Origin of the sequence: Dethiosulfovibrio faecalis (assembly GCF_021568795.1) — a bacterium.
GTDB lineage: Bacteria > Synergistota > Synergistia > Synergistales > Dethiosulfovibrionaceae > Dethiosulfovibrio > Dethiosulfovibrio faecalis.
In genome coordinates this window covers 61,975-83,221 of sequence record NZ_JAKGUE010000010.1, presented here as the reverse complement: position 1 = coordinate 83,221, position 21,247 = coordinate 61,975, and the positions used below count along the sequence as shown (strand labels likewise).

Sequence of the window (21,247 nt, the reverse complement as noted above, 5' to 3'; positions counted from 1 at the left end):
CCTCCTTAAAGGGAGGCATAATTATGATAGTATAGAGTAGACCCTTTTCGAACTATTATAACGATGCTGTAAGGGGCGTCTCGTTATAACAAGGAGAAGCTTTAAAATACTGGAGGGACTGTCATGGAAGAGAATCTCGTTTTGGAAAGAACGGAAGTCTTCTCGCTGTCCAGGTGTGGAGCAATTCTTTCCATGGAGGTCTACAGGCCCCCCGTGGCGGTGCTGGATCTCTTGGGAACCCTCAATAAATACGTAGATCCCAAGGATGTGGATCTAGATCGTATCCGAGAGATTGCTATGTCCGGAGGCTCGGGAGAGATCGGTCGCATTAAGAATTTGGACGATATGTCTGGGCCTACTATAAGGATAATGGACGGAGGAGCCCGTTGCCTGATATCCTTGCCGCCCGGCTTCGACGATCTGGAAACCTTGGAGTCCCTGTTGGCCTCCAAAGGAGTCGTCCACGGGGTCGATCTTGAGGAGATGAAGAGACTGGTTTCCCTGAGCTCCGAGGGAAACTCCGTCTCGGATGCTTTGATCGCTCTTGGGACCCCTCCGACTCATGGAAAAGACGGCTGGGTAGAGTACATGAAGGAAAGGCCTTCCGGAGCGCCTCGAACGGATGATTCCGGTCAGGTGGACTTCTACTCTCTTGATCTGGTCGTTCAGGCTCATAAAGGAGAGGTGTTGGCGATTCGTCACGATCCGATCCCCTCGGAGGACGGAATGACCGTCACAGGTGAGCCCATCTTGGGCAAAAAGGTCAAAGGTGTTCGAATTTCTTTCGGGAAAGGCATCGAGATGGACGGCAACTCCCTGGTAGCGTCGGTGGACGGTCAGGTGATATGGAAGGGCGACAAGATGTCGATAGAGCCCTTACTCGTCATATCCGGCAACCTGGGGCCGGAGACGGGGAACGTCGATTACGACGGTCCCGTATTGGTCAAGGGAGACGTTCAGGACGGTTACAATCTCAGAGCAGGGGGAGACGTGGAGATACAGGGTTGTGTGGAAAGAGCTTCGGTAAAAAGCGGCGGCTCGGTCTCCGTCCTTTACGGCATAGCCGGTAAGGGCTATGGAGCGGTGAAGGCAGAGGGAAATGTGTGGGCTAAGTTCGTTCAGGAGGCAGAGGTCCACTGTTCTCAGCTGAAGGTAAACGAATATATTCTCCGCTCCAAGATCTTTGCCAAGAGCGGAGTTTTCGTGGAGGGTCGAAACGGAGTTGTAATGGCCTCCAGGATAGAGGCCTCGGCCTACGTGAACGTCAGGTCCGTGAAGGTCTTTAAAAAAGACGATACCGCCATATCCATAAGCGGTATGTCCAGAGTTACCCTGTTCGATCAATATAGAAAGCTCCAGGACGAGAGTGCGGAGGCCAACGACGAGATGATAGCCCTTTCAAGCATGATAAGGACCTTGTCTCAAAAGGGACTTTATAGAAAAGCCAAGGCTCACCTCTCTGAATTTATGGACTTGGAGGAAACGCAGGCTCTTCGAGCCAACAAGCTTCACGCTTTCAAAGAGACCCTCATGAACTTAAAGGGCGATGCTACCTTCAGCCTTATAGGAAATGCTAATGGGGATATCCCGGTGAGACTGAAGAACGTCCCCTGCAGAGTGGAGGACGGTGCTAGGTGGATGACCATGTATTACGACCCCGACTCTCAGGAGGTACGGGTTGTCTCTAGGAGTTGAACCGATGACCCTCTGTTCCCTTTACGAGCAGGCAGCTTTTCTCCTCGGGGGGGGAGTGCTGGAGCTTTTGGTGAAATTTCTTGGAGAGAGAGTCGGACGTTTGGCGATTCTTCAGCCCGACGGCGACGATCTCTCTCTGGTGGACGGGGTTGGCATAGCCTCCAGCGGAGCTATCCTGTATGGCGGTATGGATCATGTCCGAAGGCTTTTAGCCAAAAAATCCGATCAAGGGGTAACGATCCTGGAGATCGATGGGATCATGGACTTGGCCTTGGAGGAGGATTGGAGCCGTATGGTGCTTCTCGGAGGTTCTCCTTGGGTCGTTGCCGTTATGTTGCCGGAAGTTCCGGATGAAGAGACTCTCCGTCTCCTCAAGGGAGCTGACGGTTTAGTGCGGATATGGGATAGACATCGTTCTATCGACGGCATAGAGAAGAACATGGCCTCCCTGTCCTATCTTCTTTACGCTGTCAAGAGTGCCCTCCCATCCATTTTCGAGCCTTTTCCTCCGGAGTTTCTAGCCACTTTTCTGGTGGACGTGATGAAGGAGAGTATCTGTCCCGAGAGGATTTCCCTGTTGCAGGACGATGGAAAATCCCTTTGCCATCTGGCTGGAGACGAGAGTCCGTTACTGGACAGAGGAGGCATCTTCTCTAAAGAATATCTATCTCCAGTACCTGTTCCGATTGAAGAGTCCCATCGCTTTGCCGTTGGGTCGGATAACTTCGATCGCCTTGGTGAGCTGTATTCCGTGGTGCTTCCTATTATCTCCGGTTCGGATCGCTTTTTCTATCTCGTAAAATGGGGCAGCCTCCGTTCCGGCGAGGTCTCCGATGTTCTTGAACTAATCGGAGGAGTTACCGTTAAGGCCATGGCCATGAACCGCCTTAGAGAGGAAGGCACTTCTCGTGTGAAGGAGCTATCCAGGAGGGAGTTCGCACTGAGAGGGCTCCACCGGGCCATAATCTCCCTTATGGAAAACGACACGGAGGATGAACTTCTCTCCAGAGTTCTGGATATATTCGGAGAGATGACCCAGAGTTCTCGCTGTTTTGTGGTCGTGTACGATAAATCCGTTCCTGGGTACGTAAAATGGGGTGACAGGGCGGATGGTGTGGTTAAGGTCGCTAGACACCTTCTGGTTTCTCGTGAAGAGCCTCTGGAACTGGAGCCCCTTCCCGGTGTTTTGTCTGTGGACGAGGCGGTCGAGATCCTTCGGGATCACGGCCTTTCCTTCGACGACGAACTATGTAGTGATGAGAGATCGATGGACTTGGTCTTCCCCCTGAGGTACGGTAGTACTTTCGTGGGCTTTATAGCCGTTTCCTCCTCCGTCACCGGAAGCAGATACGGAGATATGGATGGGCTTGAGACGTTGGCTGCCAGCTGTGCCGTGGCGATCCGTAGATGTCGCCTATTCGGAGAGGTTTCCATGCAGAGGGACTTGTTGGACAGGCAGATTCGGGCCAGAGATTTTCTGAGAGATCTGGCCGGAGAGATACAACAGATCCGTTCTGTAGACGTACTGAAGAATTCGCTTAGTTCCACCCTTCCTCTGGCTCTGGATGTCGAAAAAGCCGATATGATATGCGGCGTCGAGGGCTTGGCCGAGATATCGGAAAAGATTTGTCCGGACGAATCGGTTATCTTTTCCGATGTGGCCGTATGGGTTCCTCTTCGGTCCGGCGGAACGTTGCACGGAGCCCTGAAGCTGACGGTGGAGGACCCGAGGTCAGTGGGGGATGACCGTCTCGAGTTGATGTCTTTGGTGGGAGCTTTTGTGGCTCCTCGGTTGGAGGCGATGAAATGTTGTCATCGTGGCAAGGTCATGGACGTTGGCAGAATGGTGGAACTTGCCGTCAGGAGCTCTGTCGAGGAGCTGATTCTGGATGGTTTCGAGCCTTCGGTGATATCTGCAACGGTCTCTCTGTCGGAAGAGCAGGAAAGATGTTGCTTTAGGGTCCTGAAGGAAGGCACTAGAGCCATAGTGGTTCTTCCCTTTCCCTGGGAGGGGGAGATCAGACAGCTTTTCCCCCCTTCCGACGGGTGGGCTCCTTTCGTGCCGTGAGTACGTAGATTATCACGGCACGAAAGATGTGATATATCTCTTGACGTCGAATTTTCTGGCGCAGCCGGTTAGAGCCATGGATCTGACGGAACCGAACACCGGTCTTTTCGGCCACGGCCTGTCGTGTAGTCCGCCTATACACCAGGCCACTCCGGTGTAGCCGTTTGGATCTCGGCCATCCAGGGCGTACCTGTCGTTCAGGTACAGTGCCCTTGAGAAGGCCTCCTCTGGGGATGGAGACCACAACAGCAACATCTTTCCCCAGTACATCCTCAAGTATCCGTGTATCCTTCCCTTTCTCAGCAGCGATAACTGAGCCGCGTTCCACAGCTCGTCGTGGGTACCGGCCTCTTCCAGTTCGGGAAGTCCGTACAGCCAGGGTCTTTCGTCCGATCTATGGTGGTCCAGCGCCTTCTTGCCCCATTCAGGCAGGGCTTCGTATCTGTCGTACAGTGGTTCGTAGAGACAGAAATTCTCCGCCAGCTCCCTCCTGACCATGGCCTCCTCGACGAATGCGTCGCTTCCGGGAAGGTTGGCCAGGAACGCCTCCCTGACGACGGTCTGAGCCGAGATCTGTCCGAAGTGGATGTAGGGAGACAGTCCCGAGGTCCCGTCGAGGTTGGGATCGTTTCTGTCCCTGTCGTAGCTGGAAAGCCCTCGGTCTATAAAGGATTTGAGTCGCAGCTCTCCTGCCGCTGATCCCGGAACCGCTTCCTTCACTGGAAGGACCGATCCGTCCAGCCGAAGCTCTTCTGTAGGGGGGACCCTGTCGGTCTCTCGATCTCCATAGGGATGTCTTTTCATCTCCGGAAAGGCAGTGAGAAACTCCTGGAATTTTCTGTGTAGCTTAGGTCTTATCGTCCTGGCGGCGTACTCTCTTTTGTTCGATGTCTCCCAGGCCGGTACGACGTTATGGCCGTCCACCTGGTCGATGGGACAGGATAAGCTCTCGTAGACCGATTCTATCCAGCCTTTTTGGTGCCGAAGAGGTGAAAAGTCGGTCACCAGGACGGCGGTATCCCTCTTTTTTGCATATAGCGGCAGGGTTTTCCCAGGCTCCCCTAGGGGGATTCTGAAGGAGACGTTCAGTATGGACAGTTCTGCGGCGGTTTCCGTCAGTCCTCGTAACATGAAGTCGTAGTGTCTTATAGGAGCTTCCATGAAATCTCGGGACAGACAAAACACGACCTCCAGTGGGCGATTCGCGGCCAGAGCCACGTCCTGGGCGTATAGAAGAGCCCAGTTGTCTCGAACCCTCTGGTCCCTGCTCATCCAATAGATCACCGGTCCCTCTCCTGGGCTACCTTCCCGAAGTCGTCTTATCCTTCTAGGGTCCACTCTCGTTCTGTATCCTGTCATAGACTGTCGCCTCCCTCCTATATCCCAGTGTAACACGGCGAAATTCTCTCTTCCTTTTGATGCCGTCTACCATCTTTTTCCTATCGTGATATCATGATAAAAGAATCGGAAAGGAGGTCTTTGCGGTGGGATATAGAGAACTGACGCCGGAGGAACAAAGGGTAATAGTACATCGCGGTACGGAGCCGCCCTTCAGCGGTAGATACTGCGAGTTTTTCGACAGAGGTGTTTATCTGTGTAGTCGTTGCGGTAGGCCTCTGTACCTTTCGGAACATAAATTTCCCTGTTCTTGCGGATGGGCTTCTTTCGACGACGAGATATCCGGGGCTGTGATCCGTCGTCCCGATCCGGACGGACATCGAACCGAGATAACCTGTGCCGGCTGCTCCGGACATCTAGGCCATGTCTTTCAGGGCGAGAGATTGACGGTAAAGAACGTCAGACATTGCGTAAACTCCCTTTCCTTGACCTTTATTCCCAAGGAGGACCTTAAAAGGGGGTTGTTCGCCGGAGGCTGTTTCTGGGGAGTTCAGCACCTCATGAAGGATTTGCCCGGGGTGGTCCACAGTACCTGCGGATACTGTGGAGGAACGGTCGACTATCCGAGTTACGAACAGGTCTGTTCGGGAGAGACCGGCCATCTCGAGACGGTGGAGGTGCTTTTCGATCCTAAGAAGATATCCTATCGTGACCTGACTCGTTATTTTCTGGAGATACACGATCCGACCCAAAAAGGCGGTCAGGGACCCGATCTGGGAGACCAGTACAGATCGGCGATTTTCGCCGTCGACGAGGAGCAGAGGAAGGCCGCCGAGGAACTCCTGGACGAGCTGAGGGATAAGGGACTGGAACCGGTCACGGAGGTCCGGCCGGAGGCGAGGTTCTGGCCTGCGGAGCCCCTTCATCAGCATTATTATCTCAGGACGGGAAACGTGCCTTACTGTCACAGCAGGGTGGCTAGGTTTTAGTTTTTAAACTTGGGAATCTGGAGGGATGGCGGAGATGAAGGACTTATTCGTGGATCACCGCGGAGTGAGGCCTCGTCTGGACAACGGAGACATGGTCCAGAAGGTCCTTGCGAGGGGTGGAAAGCTGATGTTGGCAGAGACGGCTTTCCCCAAAAAAGGAGCAGTTTTGCCCGATCACAGTCACGATCACGAGCAGGTGACCTACATGGTAAAGGGACGGTTGCTGTTCTCCGTCGAGGGGGTCAGTAGAGAGATCGGGCCTGGCGACAGCGTCTACATCCCGGCGAACGCCGTTCACGGAGCCCGGGTTTTGGAGGACGGAACGGTGGCGGTGGACGCCTTTACTCCTCAGAGAGAGGACTTCCTCGAGTGACGATGGAACCCTGGCTTGAGGATTTCAGATTGAGGATATACGAGGTGGGGCCCGACGGTCTCGCCACTGCCACGACCATTATGAACGTATTCCAGGAGGCGGCCTCACACCACGCCGAATCTCTGGATATGGGATATCCTCAGCTGTTCCCCAGGTCGATGGGGTGGGCTCTTACGAAGTTTCGTCTTACCATGGACCGTTATCCCCGTTATGGAGAGACCGTTACCATAAGAACCTGGCCTAGGGCGGGCAAGAGAATATTCGCCTATAGAGACGTGGAGTTTTCCGTAGACGGAGAGAGGGTGGGCATAGGTTCCAGCGTGTGGTGTTTGTTGGATCTCCAGGCCAGGAAGGCTCTATCTCTAGTCAAGGCCCTCGACGGCTTCCCCTGTAGGGAAGAGAGGCTTTTCCCCGACGAGATTCCGTCGGTACCCTCCTGCGATGGAGCCTGGGAGTGGCGCTGGAGCACCACTCCCAGATTTTCCGAACTGGATCTGAACGGTCATGTCAATAACTCGGTATATCTCGGATGGGCCGTAGAGCCCCTTCCGAGGGATTACTCTTTCTCACGGATGCCAAGGGAGATCCTTTTCGCCTTTAAAAAGGAGGTCTCCTCCGACATGGAGGTGTTCTCCAGGGCCTCCCGGATGGGAGATGATCTGACGGTCCACAGCCTGGAGGACCGAGATGGAGGAGAGCTGGCCAAGGTCTCCATAGAATGGCTTTAGTCCCTTGTCCCTCTTTTTTTTCTGATGACGTCGTTGATGGAGTCCACGGTGTATATGGTCAGAGCCACCCATATGGATGTAAAAGTCACCATCTGGGCGGAGCTGAAGCTTTCCCCGTAGACCCAGTAGCCCAACATGAACTGCAGTGTCGGTGATATATACTGCAACAGTCCCACCGTCACCAGGCTTATGTCCCGGGCCCCCTGGACGAACCATAGCAGCGGGATAGAGGTTATAAGTCCGGTGCCGACCAGAAAAAGGCTGATCTTTACTCCCTCTGTCGCAAAGGCTCCACCTCCGTCGATTGTCGTCCAGGTCAGAAAGGCCACGGCGGGAAAGGCCAGAACGGCGGTCTCCAGGAACAGGCCTGGCAGAGGGTCGACGTCGGCCAATTTCCTGATCAAAGCGTACAGAGAGAAGGAACAGGCCAGCCCCAGGGCTATCCACGGAACTTTGCCGTACAGCACTATCTGGTACAGCACTCCCGCTCCGGCCAGGGCGATGGCGGCCCACTGCACCGGTCTCAGCCTGTCCTTGAACACCACATATCCGGTTAGGACGTTTATCAGAGGGTTTATGTAGTATCCCAAGCTACACTGGAGGACGTGCCCGCTGTTGACCGCCCATATGTAAAGCAGCCAGTTGCAGCCTATGACCGCTCCGCTCAGGGACATCAGAGAGATAACCTTGCGGTCTCTCAAGGCAAGGGAGACCTTGCCCCAGCTGCCTCTGATAGAGAGGAACATAGCCGCTGCGACCAGGGACCATATGATCCTGTGGGAAAGTATCTCGTAGGCTGGGACTCCCGACATCTGCTTCCAGTAGACCGGCAGCAGCCCCCATATGGACATGGCGGCCGCTGCGGCTACGAAGCCTCTTTTAGCTTTGTTCATCTGAAACTTCTCCTTCCGGGGTAATCTTGACTATTTTCGTAGGTTATGTTATGATCACAGGCGTGAAGTAAATACTACAACCATTTATGGAGGTGCCGTCGAGATGGAGAGAAACAACGTAGTCACCATGAAGGGGAACCCAGTAACCCTGGTGGGCCCGGAGCTCAAAATCGGAGACAAGGCCCCGGATTTCACCGTTCTCGATAAAGGTCTGTCGTCTAAGAGTCTTTCCGATTATACCGGAAAGATCAAGGTTCTATCGGTAACTCCGTCGCTAGATACCCCGGTTTGCGATATGCAGGCCAAGTGGTTCAACGACGAGGCTATCTCCCTTCCTGGAGACGTGGTGGTCCTGAACGTGAGCATGGATCTGCCCTTCGCCATCGGCCGGTTCTGTGCTGCCAACGGCGTGGACAGGGTAGAGGTCCTTTCGGACCACAGAGACGCTTCCTTCGGGGAATCCTGGGGGCTTCTCATAAAGGAGCTTCGTCTTCTGGCCAGAGCGGTAGCGATCGTGGACGATAACGATGTGTTGCGCTATCTTCAGATAGTTTCCGAGGCCACCGATGCCCCCGATTACGGTCCTCTTATGGAGGCCCTTAAATCGGTCGTTCAAGGATAAACCCAATTAAAAAGCCTCCCTCGGGAGGCTTTTTTCATGACTTTACATCTCCTCCATGAGGGGTTATAATTCTTTACCGAGATGAAGTGATATCGTATTCTATCGAGGAGGTGTCCCTATGACTGTTATAAGGATGAGCGCGCCGGGGCTATCGGTGGAGGAGAGATCCAGGCTTACCGAGAGGCTTACAGACGTTGCCTGCGACGAGACAGGCCGCTCCAAGGAAGACCTGACGGTGTACGTCTATGACTACCGTACCGAACAGCCCAGACACTGATGAGGTTCCAGGTCATCATCGTTATTTAGGCTTTGTCCTGTGAAGACGATCGTTCCGGATTGGACGGTCGTCTTTTTTTAGCCTTTCTTTTCTGCTAAAGTTTTATAGAGGAGGTGACGCCATGGACCACAGGGAGGTCTATCGTGTCTACGATCCTTCGCCCTATTACAGAGAAAGAGGATGGATCATAGGAGGAGGAAGCGTAGGCGGGAAGGGAAAGGGACTGGCCTTTGCCCATGAATCGTTGTCGGAGGACGGCCTGGGATGCGAGATCAGGCTGCCCGAGATTACCCTGGCCGTCGGGACCCATGTTTTCGAGGAATTCGAGGAGATCAACGGGGTTTTTCCTCTGGTTGACGAGATTTCCTACGACGATCTGGAGAGGAAGATACTGGAATCTCCTCTGCCTCCTTCCATCTCAAGGGAGCTGGACAGGGCTCTCGATACTTTGACCGGTCCTCTGGCTGTGCGATCGTCCTCCCTGCTGGAGGACGATATAGAACTGTCCTTCGCTGGCAAGTACGCCACTAGGTTCGTGGCCAACCTGGGAGATAGGATCAGCCGATTGGCGGAGCTGGAGAGAGCGATCAAATCGGTCTTCGCGTCCACCTACAATCCGGCGGCCCGTGAGTACCAGAGAAAGCACAAGATCCCTCTAGGGCAGGAGAAGATGGCCGTCCTGATCCAGCCCCTACAGGGAAAGAGAAGGGGAGATCTGTTTTACCCCGAGATGGCCATCACGGCTTTTTCCTGCGTTTTTCGTAGACCCTCTCCGAGGATAGATAAGAACGACGGGGTCATAAGGCTCTGCTTCGGCATGGGAACCCATACGGTGGGTCGTTCCTTCGCGAGGACCTTCTATCTGACAAATCCGCAGCTTAGGCCCGAGGGAGGCAACGCCGAACAGATCTATCTTTATGCCCAGAAGGACTTCGATTACGTCGATATGAATCAAGGGCTTTTCATGACCAGCTCTTTGATCGATGGACTTTCGCAGATAGAGAGATATCACAAGATGGCGCCGGCCTTTGTGGAGTGGTACGACGACGGCATGCTTTATTGGCTTCGTACCGATCGCTCCAACCTCAGGATGCCTATGCCCTGTTTCTCCTTTACCGATCTGCCCCGAAGATGTCACGGTTTTTTCGACAGGACCAGGAGGATGTTGGCCTTTTTCGAGGGGGCGATGGGCTTTCCTGTAGACGTCGAGGCGGTCTACGAGTCGGAGGAAGATCTGTTGACTTTGGTGCAGCTGAGACCTTTGGCCTCTTACATGGAGTTCGGTCATGTGGATATCCCCGACGACGTTCCGGAGGAGAGGATAGTGCTCAAAGGCAACAGGATGGTCACCAACCACGTCAAGAAGGGAATCCGTCGCCTGGTATACGTGGATCCCGACCTTTACGGAGAGTCCGGCGATTTCGCCGAGGTCGCCAGGGCGGTAGGGGTGGTGAACCGGGAACTGGAAGGAGAGAGATATATCCTGGTCGGACCCGGCCGGTGGGGAAGCACCAACCCTACCTTGGGAGTTCCGGTCGACTACAGCGAGATATCGAACTGCGGCTGTATGGTCGAGGTAGGCATTCCGAAAAGGGGTATGATACCGGAGCTGTCCTATGGGACCCATTTTTTTCTGGATCTGGACGTCGACGAGGTGCTTTATCTGCCGGTAATAGAGGGAGAGCACGAGAATCTTTTCAGCCGCGGTTGGTTTGAGGGAAGGCCCTTCGAATCGGGGGGCCACCCTGCCGTTCGAGTATACGAGGGAGTCTTCGACGTCTATCTGGACGGAGAGGACGAGGTTGGCGTAGTCTTCGATATGTCCTGATTTTATCAAGGGGGATAGTAGGATGACGGAGAGAGAGAGTCGCGTAGAGCGTTATTTTTCCTGGGATCCCAAGCACGATGACGAGTTTAGATCGATGATTATCGGAGATCGGTCCATCGGTGGAAAGGGTAGGTCTTTGTTGTACGGAATAAGGGCCCTCAGGAACACTGGAGAACCCGATCTCATGTCGGTGACTATGCCGAGAGCCCTTTTTCTCGGAAGCGATGTCTTCGATGATTTCATAGAATCCCTGCCCGAAAGGGACGAGCTCATATCCAACGGAACGCCGGATCGTATCGAGGGCGCGTTTTTAAAACACCCTCTGTCGGAGGTGGTCGTAGAGAAGGTGAGGGTTTTTCTGTCCGACATGACCGATCCCGTGGTCGTGAGGAGCAGCAGCATACAGGAGGACTCTCTAAAGTATTCATTCGCCGGAAAATATCTGAGCGATTTTCTGGGAAACTTTGGGATCCTGGACGACAGGACCAGGGCGGTTTGTAGGGAGATCCGAAGGGTATATTCTAGGATATACTTCCCCAAGGCACTGGCCTACAGGTCCAGACACGGAATCGGCGACGACTCCATGGGGATAATAGTGATGCGAGTTTCCGGCAGATGGAGGGGAGACCTCTATTACCCGACCATAGGCGGTGTCGGCTTCTCCAGAAATTACCGTAGATGGACGAGCCGGGTCGCAATGGAGGACGGTGTCGTCCGCTTCGTCTTCGGCCTCGGGACCATGAGTACCAAGAGGGAATACGCCAGGACCTGCTCTCTCACCAACCCGTTTCTTAGACCGGAGGGACAGGATTCCTACACCATTCTCAGGCATTCTCAGGAGAGATTCCAGGCCATATCCCGAAGGCTTTTCGAAGGAGCCTCCAGAGAGAGACCCGATACGTTGGCTACCCTGAACGTAAACGACGTGTGGGACGACGTTTTTCCTTGGTACAGGGAGGAGATGTGCCAGTATGCACAGCTGTACAGGGGAGACGAGGGAGGAGGTTATTTCACCTCTCCCAACGCGAGCCCTTCGGGGGACAGAAGCGTCAGTCGAGTATGCTTCACCTTCGAGGACTTTCCCAAGAGACACAGGAAGTTCTTCGAGAGGATGAGAAGAACTTTGTCTGTGTTGGAGGAGGCCATGGGGGTCCCGGCGGACATAGAGTTTGCCTACGAGCCTAGAGAGGAACATCTGGAGCTGATACAGGCCAGGCCTCTTTGGGCCGGAAGCGGAGTTTCCTCCGAGGCGCTGGAATCAATTGACAGGGAACGTATAATCCTCAAGGCGGACCGGATGGTCACCAACGGTTCTTTCAGACACATCCCCAGCCTGGTCTACGTGGATCATGCTGTGTATGGGGCTGCCAGAGATTTTAACGATATAGCCAGGGCGGTGGGAGCTGTTAACGACAGGCTCAAGGGAGAGAGGTTCATCTTCGTGGCCCCCGGAAGGATAGGATCGAGCAATCCCCTTTTGGGTGTTCCGGTGCAGTACAACGAGCTGTCCAACTGTTGTTGTATGGTGGAGGTCGGGATCCCCAAGATGGGCTATATGCCGGAACTCTCCTACGGCACCCATTTTTTCTCCGATCTGGAGGTGGACGGGGTTCTCTATATGCCCGTTTTCGAGGGGTATCAGAACAACCTCTTCCGTCAGGAATGGTTCGACGAAACTCCCTACGAGGTTGGACCTCATAAAGCCATCAGGATCTACAGAGGGCCTTTCTCCGTGTTCACCAGCGGCGAGAGGAATATAGGGATGGTGGTCACCGAATGATCCTGAGGATTTTGATCTTGCTGTTGCTTTCTGGCTTGTATATGGTATAATCCCTCTGTTCAGGAAGCACGGAAATATTCTATTCCTCGGTAGCTCAGCTGGCAGAGCGGGTGGCTGTTAACCACTAGGTCGCAGGTTCGAGTCCTGCCCGGGGAGCCAGATTATCCAAGTCACTCCTTGTTCTAAGTTGGAGTGGCTTTTTTTTTTGCTCCTGTCCCCTTTGCGGTTCGTCTCCTCCCCCTCGACGGACCGGTATGGAAAAGGGAAAAATCCAAGAAGAAAGGGAGGGATGTCGCGATGGACGCCAAACTCGTTTCCATTTCAGGTGTACCTTACTGGCGTATGCCCGAGGGCAAGTTCGTTGAGGCCAGAGGTAACGAAATCCCATGGGCTATACTCATCAAGACGCCCGAGGGGACCAGACCGCTCAGGCGGTAGAAGTCCCCGAGGATAACACAGGGCTCGACTTAACGGTCGGGTCCTGTTTTTTTTGTGTCGTTTAAACTAACATTGTCTATGAGGGGAGGTGCTGTCATGGAAGATAGCTCCCGTTTTTTCGGTCCCTTCGGGGGAAGGGGTCTGTCGGTCTGGCTCGTCGGTGGAGCGGTAAGGGATGCCGCCTTAGGCCTGGCCCCAGGCGATCTGGATCTGGTGGTTGATCTCCCCATGGAGGAGATCGCCGCTCTATGCGGCGGGACGGTGGTAGGACCCGAGGGGATGCAGGTCTGCATTACGTCCTGTGACGAATTCGTTATGGAGGTCTGCCCTCTTCGAGGGGGCTCTATAGAAAACGATCTTTCGGTCAGGGATTTTACAGTCAACGCCATGGCATTGACGGAGGAGGGAACCCTGGTGGATCCCTTCGACGGCATGGAGGATCTCAAGTCTCAGGTCCTCCGTTTCGTCGGAGATTCGTCCGAACGTCTGGAGGAGGACCCAATAAGGGCTTTGAGGATGTGTCGTTTAGCTTCCTCTCTGGGTATGACCCCCTCTGTGGATTCATTGAAGGCGATCAGGAATTTCGTCGCCACCAGGCCGGAGAGGTTAGAGGCCCTCTCTCGTCCAAGGGTGGGTAAGGAGATGGTCGCCGGTCTGGTTCGTCCTGTTACGTATCTCTCGACCATGATGGATGTCGGACTTGTACGGCTTTTGATCCCTTCTCTGGATCACGGTCTGGCTTTGTCGGTTTTCTCCGTGCTGGCCGAGTCCAGAGGTAAGGTCCTACCTCTGGAGATGTCTCTGGCGGTCTTGGCGGGGCTCTCCCGGGATGATCGGGACCCTTCCTCGAAGAGATGGATCTCCTGGGGTGTAGCCAGATCGATCCGCAGGGAGGCGGAGAGATTGGCCCGTTTTCGTTCCGTCGACCCCGATTCGTCTTTGAGAGACATGGGTGAGATGATTCTCGATTACGGCGACGACGTTGTCTTGAAGTTGTTCGAGCTTTCCTCTGCCTGGGCGCAGGGATGCGGTGCCGACGTAGGAAGATGGAGAGACGGGCGTTCAAGGCTCGACGAAGCCATCGATCACGTTGCCCGGTCCTTTGAGAGGAAAATCGTTCCGGATGGCTCAAGCATCGTAGATCTGGTCGGAGAGGGACCTCAGGTCAAACGATGTATGGTGGAGCTCTACAGGTCGCTGGCATCGGGGAATTGTTCTTCCGAGGAAGACGCCTGGGAGGCAGTTCTGAAAGGGTGGTCCCAGTTCAGAGAGTCAAACGTGTTTTTTTAGGATACATCTGAAAGCTCAAATCGCCGGAAAGGTCGTGCCGACGAAACCCATTCGAGCCCGTATTTCCGAATCTGCCGTCGTGTAGTACGAATTGGGGCGATAGGACGTCGCTCCAAGCCGAGGGGGCACAAGGACGTGCCCTCCGAGACGGTTCGTACGAAACAGGTTGGAGTTTTGTACAGAGAGGCTTTTTATGGCGCTCGGTCTTTGTTAGACTTATCCCGAAAGGGGAGGTGGTTTGCCGTGTCGTTCTTCAAGGCTGGAGCCCTCTGGTGTTCTCTGATGGTCCTTTGGATATCGTTGACCGGTCGTCTGGATTTTGGTTTCCTCGCGGTGGGTATAGCGGTAAGCACGGCTGTGTTTCGTCTGGTATGGCGGACCTTTTCTCCTCGTCACGAAGGTGGACGCCTCGAAAGTCCCCGTATCGGCTTCGCTCGACTTATGGCTTTTCTCTGCTTTGTTCCATGTTTTCTGTGGGATCTTCTGAAAGCTACCTGGGAAGTATCCCTCCTAGCCCTTGCCCCTAAGGTAGATCTTCATTCCGGGATAATAAGGGTGAACTCCGACGTGCCGGATAAGTCCTCCCTGGTCTTTCTTGCCAATCTGATAACCCTTACTCCCGGTACCCTCACGTTGGATGCCGATATGTCTAGGCACGACCTGTTCGTCCATGTGTTGGATCTCAGAGGGCTCGGGACGGAGGCGGTAAGGTCCGACATATCCGATCTTGAGGCCAGAATAGGGAGGTTGTTCTCATGATCTATATCGTCCTTTGGGGGTTGCTTTTCGCCGGTTTAGCAGGGTTTTCTAGGGTCGTCATGGGGCCTACCGTTCCGGACCGAATAGTCGCAGCGGACACGGTCTCCACTATATTGACCACCTTTCTGGCGGTCCTCTATCTGCTATTCGACGATATGGTCTTTCTGGACGTGGCTCTGGCTTTCGCCGTGTTGTCCTTCGTGGACGTCCTGGTTATGGCGAAATATTTCGAGCATGGGGAGCTACATCTATGAGCGTCTTCATCGGCCTTTTGTCCTCCTTCCTGATGGCTCTGGGGCTGTTTTTCGCCTTCGCCTCGGTGGTCGGGTTGATCCGCTTTCCCGACGTATACACCAGGGTTCACGCCGGCACTAAGGCTCTGTCCGGAGGGGCTATGCTGATATTGATAGGGGTGGCCGTTAGAGCTCCTTCCTGGCAGGGCACGGTCAAGTCCGTTTTGATTGCCCTCTTTTTTCTGGCGACCAACCCACTGGCGTCCCATGCCATCTCTCGGGCCTGCTATCGTCACGGAATAGCCCCTTACGGAACGGTGTTGGACGAGTACGGAGAGGCCATGGAGGATCGAACATGACCGTCTATCTGGTAGGTTTTATCTGTGCGTTTTTGATCTTCACCGCCATAGTGGCGGCCGAGGCGGAGGACATACTGAGCTCGGTCATAGCCCTTTCCGTCTTCGGAGTCTTGCTGGCCATACTGTTCGCCCTTTTCAGGGCTCCCGACGTTGCTTTGACCCAGGCGATAATAAACTCCGGTCTCGTGACGTCCCTTTTTTTGGTCGCATACAGCCAGACCGAGAAGGGGCGGGAGTTCGATAGGAAGGACGATCTGAAATGAGACTCCTTCGGTCACGACTGCCCGCCGCGGCTCTGTGTATTTGCCTGGGATGGTGGCTTTGGAGGGGACTCTTTTTTTCCTGTTGCGAATTGGACGGCCCAGCCGCTCATTACGTGGCGAACACCGCGAGTGAAACCGGGGCGTCGAACATCGTTTCCGCCATTCTCTTCGATTACAGGGGATTCGATACCTTGGGAGAGGCCACGGTGATATACACCACGGTGTGCGGAGTCGCTTTGATGTTTTCCCGAAGTCGTTTTCGCCGTTCCGGCTGGGGGCTGTCCTTTATAGTCAAGAGGGGGTTGGGACTGGTCGTCCCGTTCCTGATGCTTTACGCTTTTTCCATAGTTATCATGGGCCATCTTACACCGGGAGGCGGATTTCAGGGCGGTGCCGTCTTTGCCACGGTCACCATTCTGTTCTGCATAGTCTACGGATCCTCCTTCGAGGCCTCCAGGATAAGCCCTAAGACCAAGGAAACCCTGGAGTCGTCGGGGGCCCTCCTCTTCACCCTGGTAGGGCTGTTCGGTCTGGCCCAGGGAGCCGGCTTTCTCTCCAATATCGGAGCCGGTTTTCCCGCCGGTTCCCTTGGAAGCCTTGCGAGCGCCGGAGCTATTCCTCTTTTGAACTTGGCCATAGCCATGAAGGTAGGTGCCGGGCTTTCCACCCTTTTCTACAGCATGGTCAAGATACTGGAGGACCCGGTGGAGGGGCCTCCTCCGGAGGTGTGATGGGATGGAAATGATGTTTTTGGGATATGGATCGGCTATAGCCGTATTCTGTATCGGGGTCTACACTATCGTCACCAAGAAAAACCTTTTCAAGACGGTGGTTGGTCTCTCTCTGATGGAGGGGGGCGTTTTGCTGTTTATGGTGACCTCGGGGTTCGTCCCCGGCGGGGGCGCTCCTCTTCTGCCTCTGGGGCCCGGAGGTTCTGTCAATCCTCTTCCTCATTCCTTCACCTTGACCGCCATCGTTATAGGGGCTAGCGACGTCGCCTTGGCCCTGGCCTTTATCATAAAGATCCACAGGCACTACGGGACCGTGGACATAGACAAGATAAGGGGATTGAGAGGATGAGCCCGGTATGGGCCATTCTGGCGCCTCTTTGTGCCGGTTTTCTGCTCCCTTTGCTTTCCATCTTCAGGAAAAAGGCGGTTCCGGCCTTTACCGTCTCCATAGGGGCGGTTTCATCCCTGGTGTCTTTGTTCGTGGCCATGTCGGGCTGGAGCGGGCTGTCCATCACGTTGGGAGGATGGGGGCCAGAGCTCGGGATATCCCTGGTGGTGGATCGGATCTCCGGGGCTTTTCTGACCTTGGGCGCCATCGGTTTCCCTCTCTCTCTGGCGGTCTCTACCGAGCATTTTGGTCTCTCCCCCTGGCGTTTCTACGTGATCTTCTTCCTCTCCTGGGCGTCGGTAAATGGCATCCTGCTGACAGGGGATCTCTTCAATCTCTTCGTCTTCTTCGAGATATTCTCCGTCGCCGCCTACCTTATGGTCTCCTACCCTCCCAGATTCTGGCGAGCGGTGGAGGCCAGTCTGAAATATCTTATTCTCGGAACGGTGGGAGCTCTTTTTTTGCTTTTGGGCATAGCCTACTCGTTCATGGCTACGGGGCAACTGAATATGGCGGCCCTATCCTTGCTACTTCTTTCTGTGCCGTCGGCTACCTTGACCGTCATAGCGGGATGTATCTTTACGGGGCTGTTCGTGAAGAGTGGAACTGTGCCGACCCATTTCTGGCTTCCCGATGCCCATTCGTCCGCTCAGACCTCGGTGAGCGCGCTTCTCTCCGGGGTGCTGGTGAAGGTGTCTCTCTACGGGATGATCCGGCTGTCCTATCTGCTGTTTATGGATGCCGGCATAGGTATTATGCCTGTCATGATGGCGTTCGGAACTCTGTCGGTTATTTTGGGGCATCTGATGGCCTTCCAACAGGAGGACGTCAAACGTCTATTGGCCTATTCTACCGTCGCCCAGGTAGGTACCATATTGGTAGGCATCGGGTGTGGTTCGGCACTGGGGATGAGTGCTGCGATCCTTCACAGCTTCGTCCATATGGCCTCGAAGATGGGGCTTTTCCTGGTGGCTGGAGTTTTAGTGGAGGATAGAGGAACCAGAAAAATAACCGAGATGAGAGGGCTTTTCTTCCATAGGCCTCTGTTCGTGCTGCTCTTCTGTTTTCTCGCAGCTTCCCTGGCGGGAATTCCTCCTTTCAGCGGCTTTTTCAGCAAGTGGTACCTGCTGAGGGCGATCTCGGAGGCGGGATACATAGTTCCTTCCGTGGCTTTGGTAGGAGGCACTGTCGTCTCAGCCGCCTATTATCTCAGGATAGCCAGGGCCTTTTTCTCCTTTTCCGACGAGCCCCCCGCCCACAGAAGGCCTCATCCCGTTACCTTCAGAGCTGTATTGTTCCTGTCGATCCTCTGCCTTGCCCTGGCCGTAATCCCTCTTATCCCCTGGTTCAGGGATTTCCTCGGCGATATAGGGATTTACGGAATGAGCGGCGACCTTTATCGAAATGTGGTGTCGCCGTGATCCCCTTTCCCGACAGGCTTTCGTGTCTTATGATCGCTCTCGCGGTTTTCATGACCCTCTGCATAGACCTGTACGTCAGGCGGAGGTCTCCTATGCCGTGTCTGTTCTGTCTTTTCGCCTGCCTAGCCGCTTTGGCCTCCTCGTGGTTTTCCTTTACCGTGTGGGTAGAGCTGTCCTCTATAGTATTGGCCTTTATGGTGGGGAAAAAAGACCGTCCTACCGCTCGTTTCTATCTGTACTCTCAGCTTCTCGGAGGGGGCTTGCTTCTCATGGCTTCCGCCATGGGAAACCCTTCAGACGGTGGGTTACTGTCGATAGGCCCGGTTCCGTCTTCTCTGGTGCCTCTGTTCTATGTGGCCCTGGGAATCAAGGCGGCTTTGCCCCTGCTTCATTTCTGGCTTCCGAGAACCCACAGCAAGGCTCCTGTCGAGGCTAGCGTCCTGCTGTCAGGTTATGCCGTCAAGATGGGAATATACGGCATGGTTCGCATGTCTCTGGGGCCGTCTCCCTGGTTGCTTTTCGCCGGGGTCTTTATGGCCCTTTATGGAGCCCTTCAGGGAGTAATTCAGAGGGATGCCAAGAGGCTGTTGGCATACAGCACCATGGGACAACTGGGGTTTATGGTGTCGTCTCTGGCGGCCGGAACCGATCTGGGAAGATGCGGCTGCGTGGCTCTCGTTTTAGGTCATGCCCTGAGCAAGGGACTTCTCTTTCTATCTGTAGGGGAGATAGAGAAAAGATACGGCACCAGGGATCTGGCGGAGCTTGGGCGGGGCATGAAGGATCTTCCTTGGCTTTTCCCGTTTTTCGCGGTAGGAGCCCTTTCCCTGGCGGGGGCTCCTTTGACCGCCGGGGGATGGGGGAAATCCATGGTCAAGGCTGGGGTGGAAGGGTCCCCTTTCGTAGAGGCGTGCCTTTTCCTCGCCGGATTGGGAACGGTCCTGTCTTTGTGTAAACTGGGGTACTATGCTTTTCTCCGCCCCTTCAAGAGGAATTTTCCAACACCTCCGTCCGTTTCTCCGGAAAAAGGCGTCGTCGGTGCTCTCTCCCTGTTCTGCGTCGCCATCTTGGCAGTAGGTGTGTTCCCCCCCTTCGGATCGGCGGAGCTCTCCCTTTATCCGTTAAAGTCCCTTGTGATCGCCGTCGTGTTATTCTGCCTTGTTCCCCGGCCTTTCGTCCCGGCATATAGTCCCCTGGACGTAGACGACCTTCTTCCTCTTTTGAGAAGTCTTTCTATGACGATAGCTAATCGCATCTTAGAGGCCCATTCGGGCAACCTGACGAGGTATCTTTTCTATCTCGCGGTCGTGGCCGTCTTTTTGATGGTAGCTATGGGAATCTGAGGACGGGGAGCTGGTGTATATGTCGTTTAGTGTCGATCCCCTTTCGTCCGTAATGATAGTCCTGGCTTTGTTCATGACCGGCTGTTCCTATGCCTACGGTAACTGGAAGACCCCAGCTCAGAGGTGGGCCCCTTGGTGTTTCTGTCTCTTTGCCTGCCTCTCAGCGGTTGCCTCCGATTGGTTGGTCTTTATCTTTTTCATGGAGCTTTCGTCATTTGCCCTGGCCGCCATGATCGGGAAGAAGGACAGACCGGCCGCCTGGATATATCTATATTCACAGCTTATCGGCGGGGCTCTGTTGTTGCTGGCTGTGGCAATAGGTTCGGCAGGAGGGCCGATACTTCCGATGGGACCGGTCCCCAGCGGCCTGTTTCCTCTGTTCGTGTTGGCGCTCGGTTTCAAGGCCGCCCTCCCGATACTTCATTTTTGGCTTCCGATCGCCCACGGTAGAGCCTCCGCCGAGGTCAGCGCCGTCCTTTCCGGCTACGTGGTCAAGATGGGGATCTACGGTCTTCTCCGAGCTGCAGAGGGGCCTTCGGTTTCTCTTTTATGTATCGGTGCCGTCATGGCCCTCTATGGGGTCTTTCAGGCCCTCATGCAGCACGACGGAAAGAGGCTTTTGGCCTATCACACCATGAGTCAGTTGGGTTTTATAGTGGCCGCCATCGGCAGCGGTACGGCTCTGGGCCGAGCCGCCGCCATGGCCCATCTGGTGTCCCATTGCCTTTTCAAGGGGTTGCTCTTCCTCACTGCCGGAGGACTGGAGGACTCCTACGGGACCAGAGATCTCCGCTACCTCGGGACGGCTGCGAGGGAGGTTCCGCTTTTATTCGCTCTGTTCCTGGTGGGGGCTACTTCCATAGCCGGATTTCCCGGGACCAGCGGATATGTGTCTAAATCCCTTATAAAGCTTTCCTTGGGCGACTATCCTGCGGTAATGTGGTCTCTACAGATAGCCGGGGTTGGGACAGTCCTGTCCTTCTGTAAGTTCGGCATATACGGTTACCTTCGTACCGCCCGTTCCGGGGTGTCTCGGGCTCCTTTGGTGGGGAAACCGAGTTCGAGAAGGTTCAAGGTCATGGTCGCGATGGCGGTCGCCACTTTGGGAGTAGGCTTCTTCCATCGTTGGCTCCCGTTTTTTCCGGCAGACAGCCCCTCGTTGTGGACGTTGGAAAAAGCGCTGTCGGCGTCATGTCCGATAATCGTAGGTTCTGCCATCTTCGCCACTTTCCCCGGGGTATTTTCCCCTGGAGACGGACATTTCCCCGATGTAGAGGACTTTCTTCCACGTTTAAGTTCTCTGTGTTTAGACTCTCTTTCTTTTATGAGAAAACTCCATTGCGGAAGGCTTAGGTTCTATCTGGCCGCCGCGATTCTCTCCGGTCTATCGATACTTTGGCTTTTGTCCTTCTAGTCTCTCGGTGGGACTTG

22 protein-coding genes and 1 tRNA gene are annotated in these 21,247 nt (G+C 54.6%); 21 read left to right on the top strand and 2 right to left on the bottom strand.

The window, feature by feature from the left end; all coding sequences use genetic code 11:
- Positions 1-123: 123 nt before the first annotated feature.
- Both L2W58_RS08485 and L2W58_RS08480 read left to right on the top strand, forming a co-directional pair.
- Positions 124-1,695: a DUF342 domain-containing protein gene (locus tag L2W58_RS08485; protein ID WP_236102919.1), complete on the top strand. Its 1,572-nt coding sequence runs from the start codon at positions 124-126 to the stop codon at positions 1,693-1,695.
- A 4-nt stretch (positions 1,696-1,699) separates the two neighbouring features.
- A complete protein-coding gene (locus L2W58_RS08480) occupies positions 1,700-3,763 on the top strand; it encodes a GAF domain-containing protein (protein ID WP_236102918.1) in 2,064 nt (687 codons plus the stop codon).
- Between the two features lie 12 nt (positions 3,764-3,775).
- Here the strand turns inward: L2W58_RS08480 and phrB are convergent, their stop codons facing one another.
- Entirely contained in the window at positions 3,776-5,122 is a 1,347-nt protein-coding gene (phrB, locus tag L2W58_RS08475; protein ID WP_236102917.1) for a deoxyribodipyrimidine photo-lyase, read from the bottom strand.
- A gap of 125 nt (positions 5,123-5,247) precedes the next feature.
- Between phrB and L2W58_RS08470 the strand changes: the two genes are divergently transcribed.
- The 3 genes from L2W58_RS08470 to L2W58_RS08460 are packed head-to-tail and all read left to right on the top strand — an operon-like array spanning position 5,248 to position 7,191.
- On the top strand, positions 5,248-6,090 hold the full coding sequence (locus L2W58_RS08470) for a bifunctional methionine sulfoxide reductase B/A protein (protein ID WP_236102916.1): 843 nt from the start codon (positions 5,248-5,250) through the stop codon (positions 6,088-6,090).
- A 34-nt stretch (positions 6,091-6,124) separates the two neighbouring features.
- Positions 6,125-6,463, top strand: coding sequence for a cupin domain-containing protein (locus tag L2W58_RS08465; protein WP_236102915.1), 339 nt, complete (start codon positions 6,125-6,127; stop codon positions 6,461-6,463).
- Between the two features lie 2 nt (positions 6,464-6,465).
- Positions 6,466-7,191, top strand: coding sequence for an acyl-[acyl-carrier-protein] thioesterase (locus L2W58_RS08460; RefSeq protein ID WP_236102914.1), 726 nt, complete (start codon positions 6,466-6,468; stop codon positions 7,189-7,191).
- Here L2W58_RS08460 and rarD read toward each other — a convergent pair.
- The gene (rarD, locus tag L2W58_RS08455; protein WP_236102913.1) at positions 7,188-8,084 is read right to left on the bottom strand and encodes an EamA family transporter RarD; all 897 of its coding nucleotides are present in this window, start codon (positions 8,082-8,084) and stop codon (positions 7,188-7,190) included. The two genes, L2W58_RS08460 and rarD, sit on opposite strands and share 4 nt — an antisense overlap.
- A gap of 103 nt (positions 8,085-8,187) precedes the next feature.
- On the opposite strand from rarD, the gene tpx reads away from it, so the two are divergent.
- The 16 genes from tpx to L2W58_RS08375 all read left to right on the top strand — a co-directional run bounded on the left by tpx (position 8,188) and on the right by L2W58_RS08375 (position 21,230).
- Positions 8,188-8,706, top strand: a complete 519-nt coding sequence (gene tpx, locus L2W58_RS08450; protein WP_236102912.1) for a thiol peroxidase — start codon at positions 8,188-8,190, stop codon at positions 8,704-8,706.
- Positions 8,707-8,824: 118 nt separating this feature from the next.
- On the top strand, positions 8,825-8,983 hold the full coding sequence (locus tag L2W58_RS08445; protein ID WP_236102911.1) for a tautomerase family protein: 159 nt from the start codon (positions 8,825-8,827) through the stop codon (positions 8,981-8,983).
- A gap of 121 nt (positions 8,984-9,104) precedes the next feature.
- The gene (locus L2W58_RS08440; protein ID WP_236102910.1) at positions 9,105-10,811 is read left to right on the top strand and encodes a PEP/pyruvate-binding domain-containing protein; all 1,707 of its coding nucleotides are present in this window, start codon (positions 9,105-9,107) and stop codon (positions 10,809-10,811) included.
- Between the two features lie 22 nt (positions 10,812-10,833).
- A complete protein-coding gene (locus L2W58_RS08435; RefSeq protein ID WP_236102909.1) occupies positions 10,834-12,591 on the top strand; it encodes a PEP/pyruvate-binding domain-containing protein in 1,758 nt (585 codons plus the stop codon).
- Positions 12,592-12,674: 83 nt separating this feature from the next.
- Positions 12,675-12,750, top strand: a tRNA-Asn gene (locus tag L2W58_RS08430).
- Between the two features lie 138 nt (positions 12,751-12,888).
- Positions 12,889-13,029, top strand: a complete 141-nt coding sequence (locus tag L2W58_RS08425; protein ID WP_236102908.1) for a hypothetical protein — start codon at positions 12,889-12,891, stop codon at positions 13,027-13,029.
- A 96-nt stretch (positions 13,030-13,125) separates the two neighbouring features.
- On the top strand, positions 13,126-14,319 hold the full coding sequence (locus L2W58_RS08420) for a tRNA nucleotidyltransferase/poly(A) polymerase family protein (RefSeq protein WP_236102907.1): 1,194 nt from the start codon (positions 13,126-13,128) through the stop codon (positions 14,317-14,319).
- Between the two features lie 243 nt (positions 14,320-14,562).
- Positions 14,563-15,078 carry a Na+/H+ antiporter subunit E gene (locus tag L2W58_RS08415; RefSeq protein WP_236102906.1) on the top strand — a complete coding sequence of 172 codons (516 nt, stop codon included), beginning with the start codon at positions 14,563-14,565 and terminating at the stop codon, positions 15,076-15,078.
- Positions 15,075-15,332 carry an MrpF/PhaF family protein gene (locus L2W58_RS08410; protein ID WP_236102905.1) on the top strand — a complete coding sequence of 86 codons (258 nt, stop codon included), beginning with the start codon at positions 15,075-15,077 and terminating at the stop codon, positions 15,330-15,332. The genes L2W58_RS08415 and L2W58_RS08410 overlap by 4 nt, the downstream gene beginning before the upstream one ends.
- Positions 15,329-15,670, top strand: coding sequence for a monovalent cation/H(+) antiporter subunit G (mnhG, locus tag L2W58_RS08405; protein WP_236102904.1), 342 nt, complete (start codon positions 15,329-15,331; stop codon positions 15,668-15,670). The genes L2W58_RS08410 and mnhG overlap by 4 nt, the downstream gene beginning before the upstream one ends.
- Complete coding sequence (locus tag L2W58_RS08400; RefSeq protein ID WP_236102903.1) at positions 15,667-15,933, top strand: Na(+)/H(+) antiporter subunit B; 267 nt, start codon at positions 15,667-15,669, stop codon at positions 15,931-15,933. The genes mnhG and L2W58_RS08400 overlap by 4 nt, the downstream gene beginning before the upstream one ends.
- The gene (mbhE, locus tag L2W58_RS08395; protein WP_236102902.1) at positions 15,930-16,664 is read left to right on the top strand and encodes a hydrogen gas-evolving membrane-bound hydrogenase subunit E; all 735 of its coding nucleotides are present in this window, start codon (positions 15,930-15,932) and stop codon (positions 16,662-16,664) included. The genes L2W58_RS08400 and mbhE overlap by 4 nt, the downstream gene beginning before the upstream one ends.
- A 4-nt stretch (positions 16,665-16,668) precedes the next feature.
- Positions 16,669-17,013 (top strand): sodium:proton antiporter, encoded by a 345-nt coding sequence (locus L2W58_RS08390; RefSeq protein WP_005659177.1) that lies wholly within the window; start codon positions 16,669-16,671, stop codon positions 17,011-17,013.
- Positions 17,010-18,473 (top strand): complex I subunit 5 family protein, encoded by a 1,464-nt coding sequence (locus L2W58_RS08385; RefSeq protein WP_236102901.1) that lies wholly within the window; start codon positions 17,010-17,012, stop codon positions 18,471-18,473. Before L2W58_RS08390 ends, L2W58_RS08385 begins: the two co-directional genes overlap by 4 nt.
- A 29-nt stretch (positions 18,474-18,502) precedes the next feature.
- Positions 18,503-19,816 carry a complex I subunit 5 family protein gene (locus L2W58_RS08380; protein WP_236102900.1) on the top strand — a complete coding sequence of 438 codons (1,314 nt, stop codon included), beginning with the start codon at positions 18,503-18,505 and terminating at the stop codon, positions 19,814-19,816.
- Between the two features lie 19 nt (positions 19,817-19,835).
- On the top strand, positions 19,836-21,230 hold the full coding sequence (locus tag L2W58_RS08375; RefSeq protein ID WP_236102899.1) for a proton-conducting transporter transmembrane domain-containing protein: 1,395 nt from the start codon (positions 19,836-19,838) through the stop codon (positions 21,228-21,230).
- Positions 21,231-21,247: the final 17 nt, after the last annotated feature.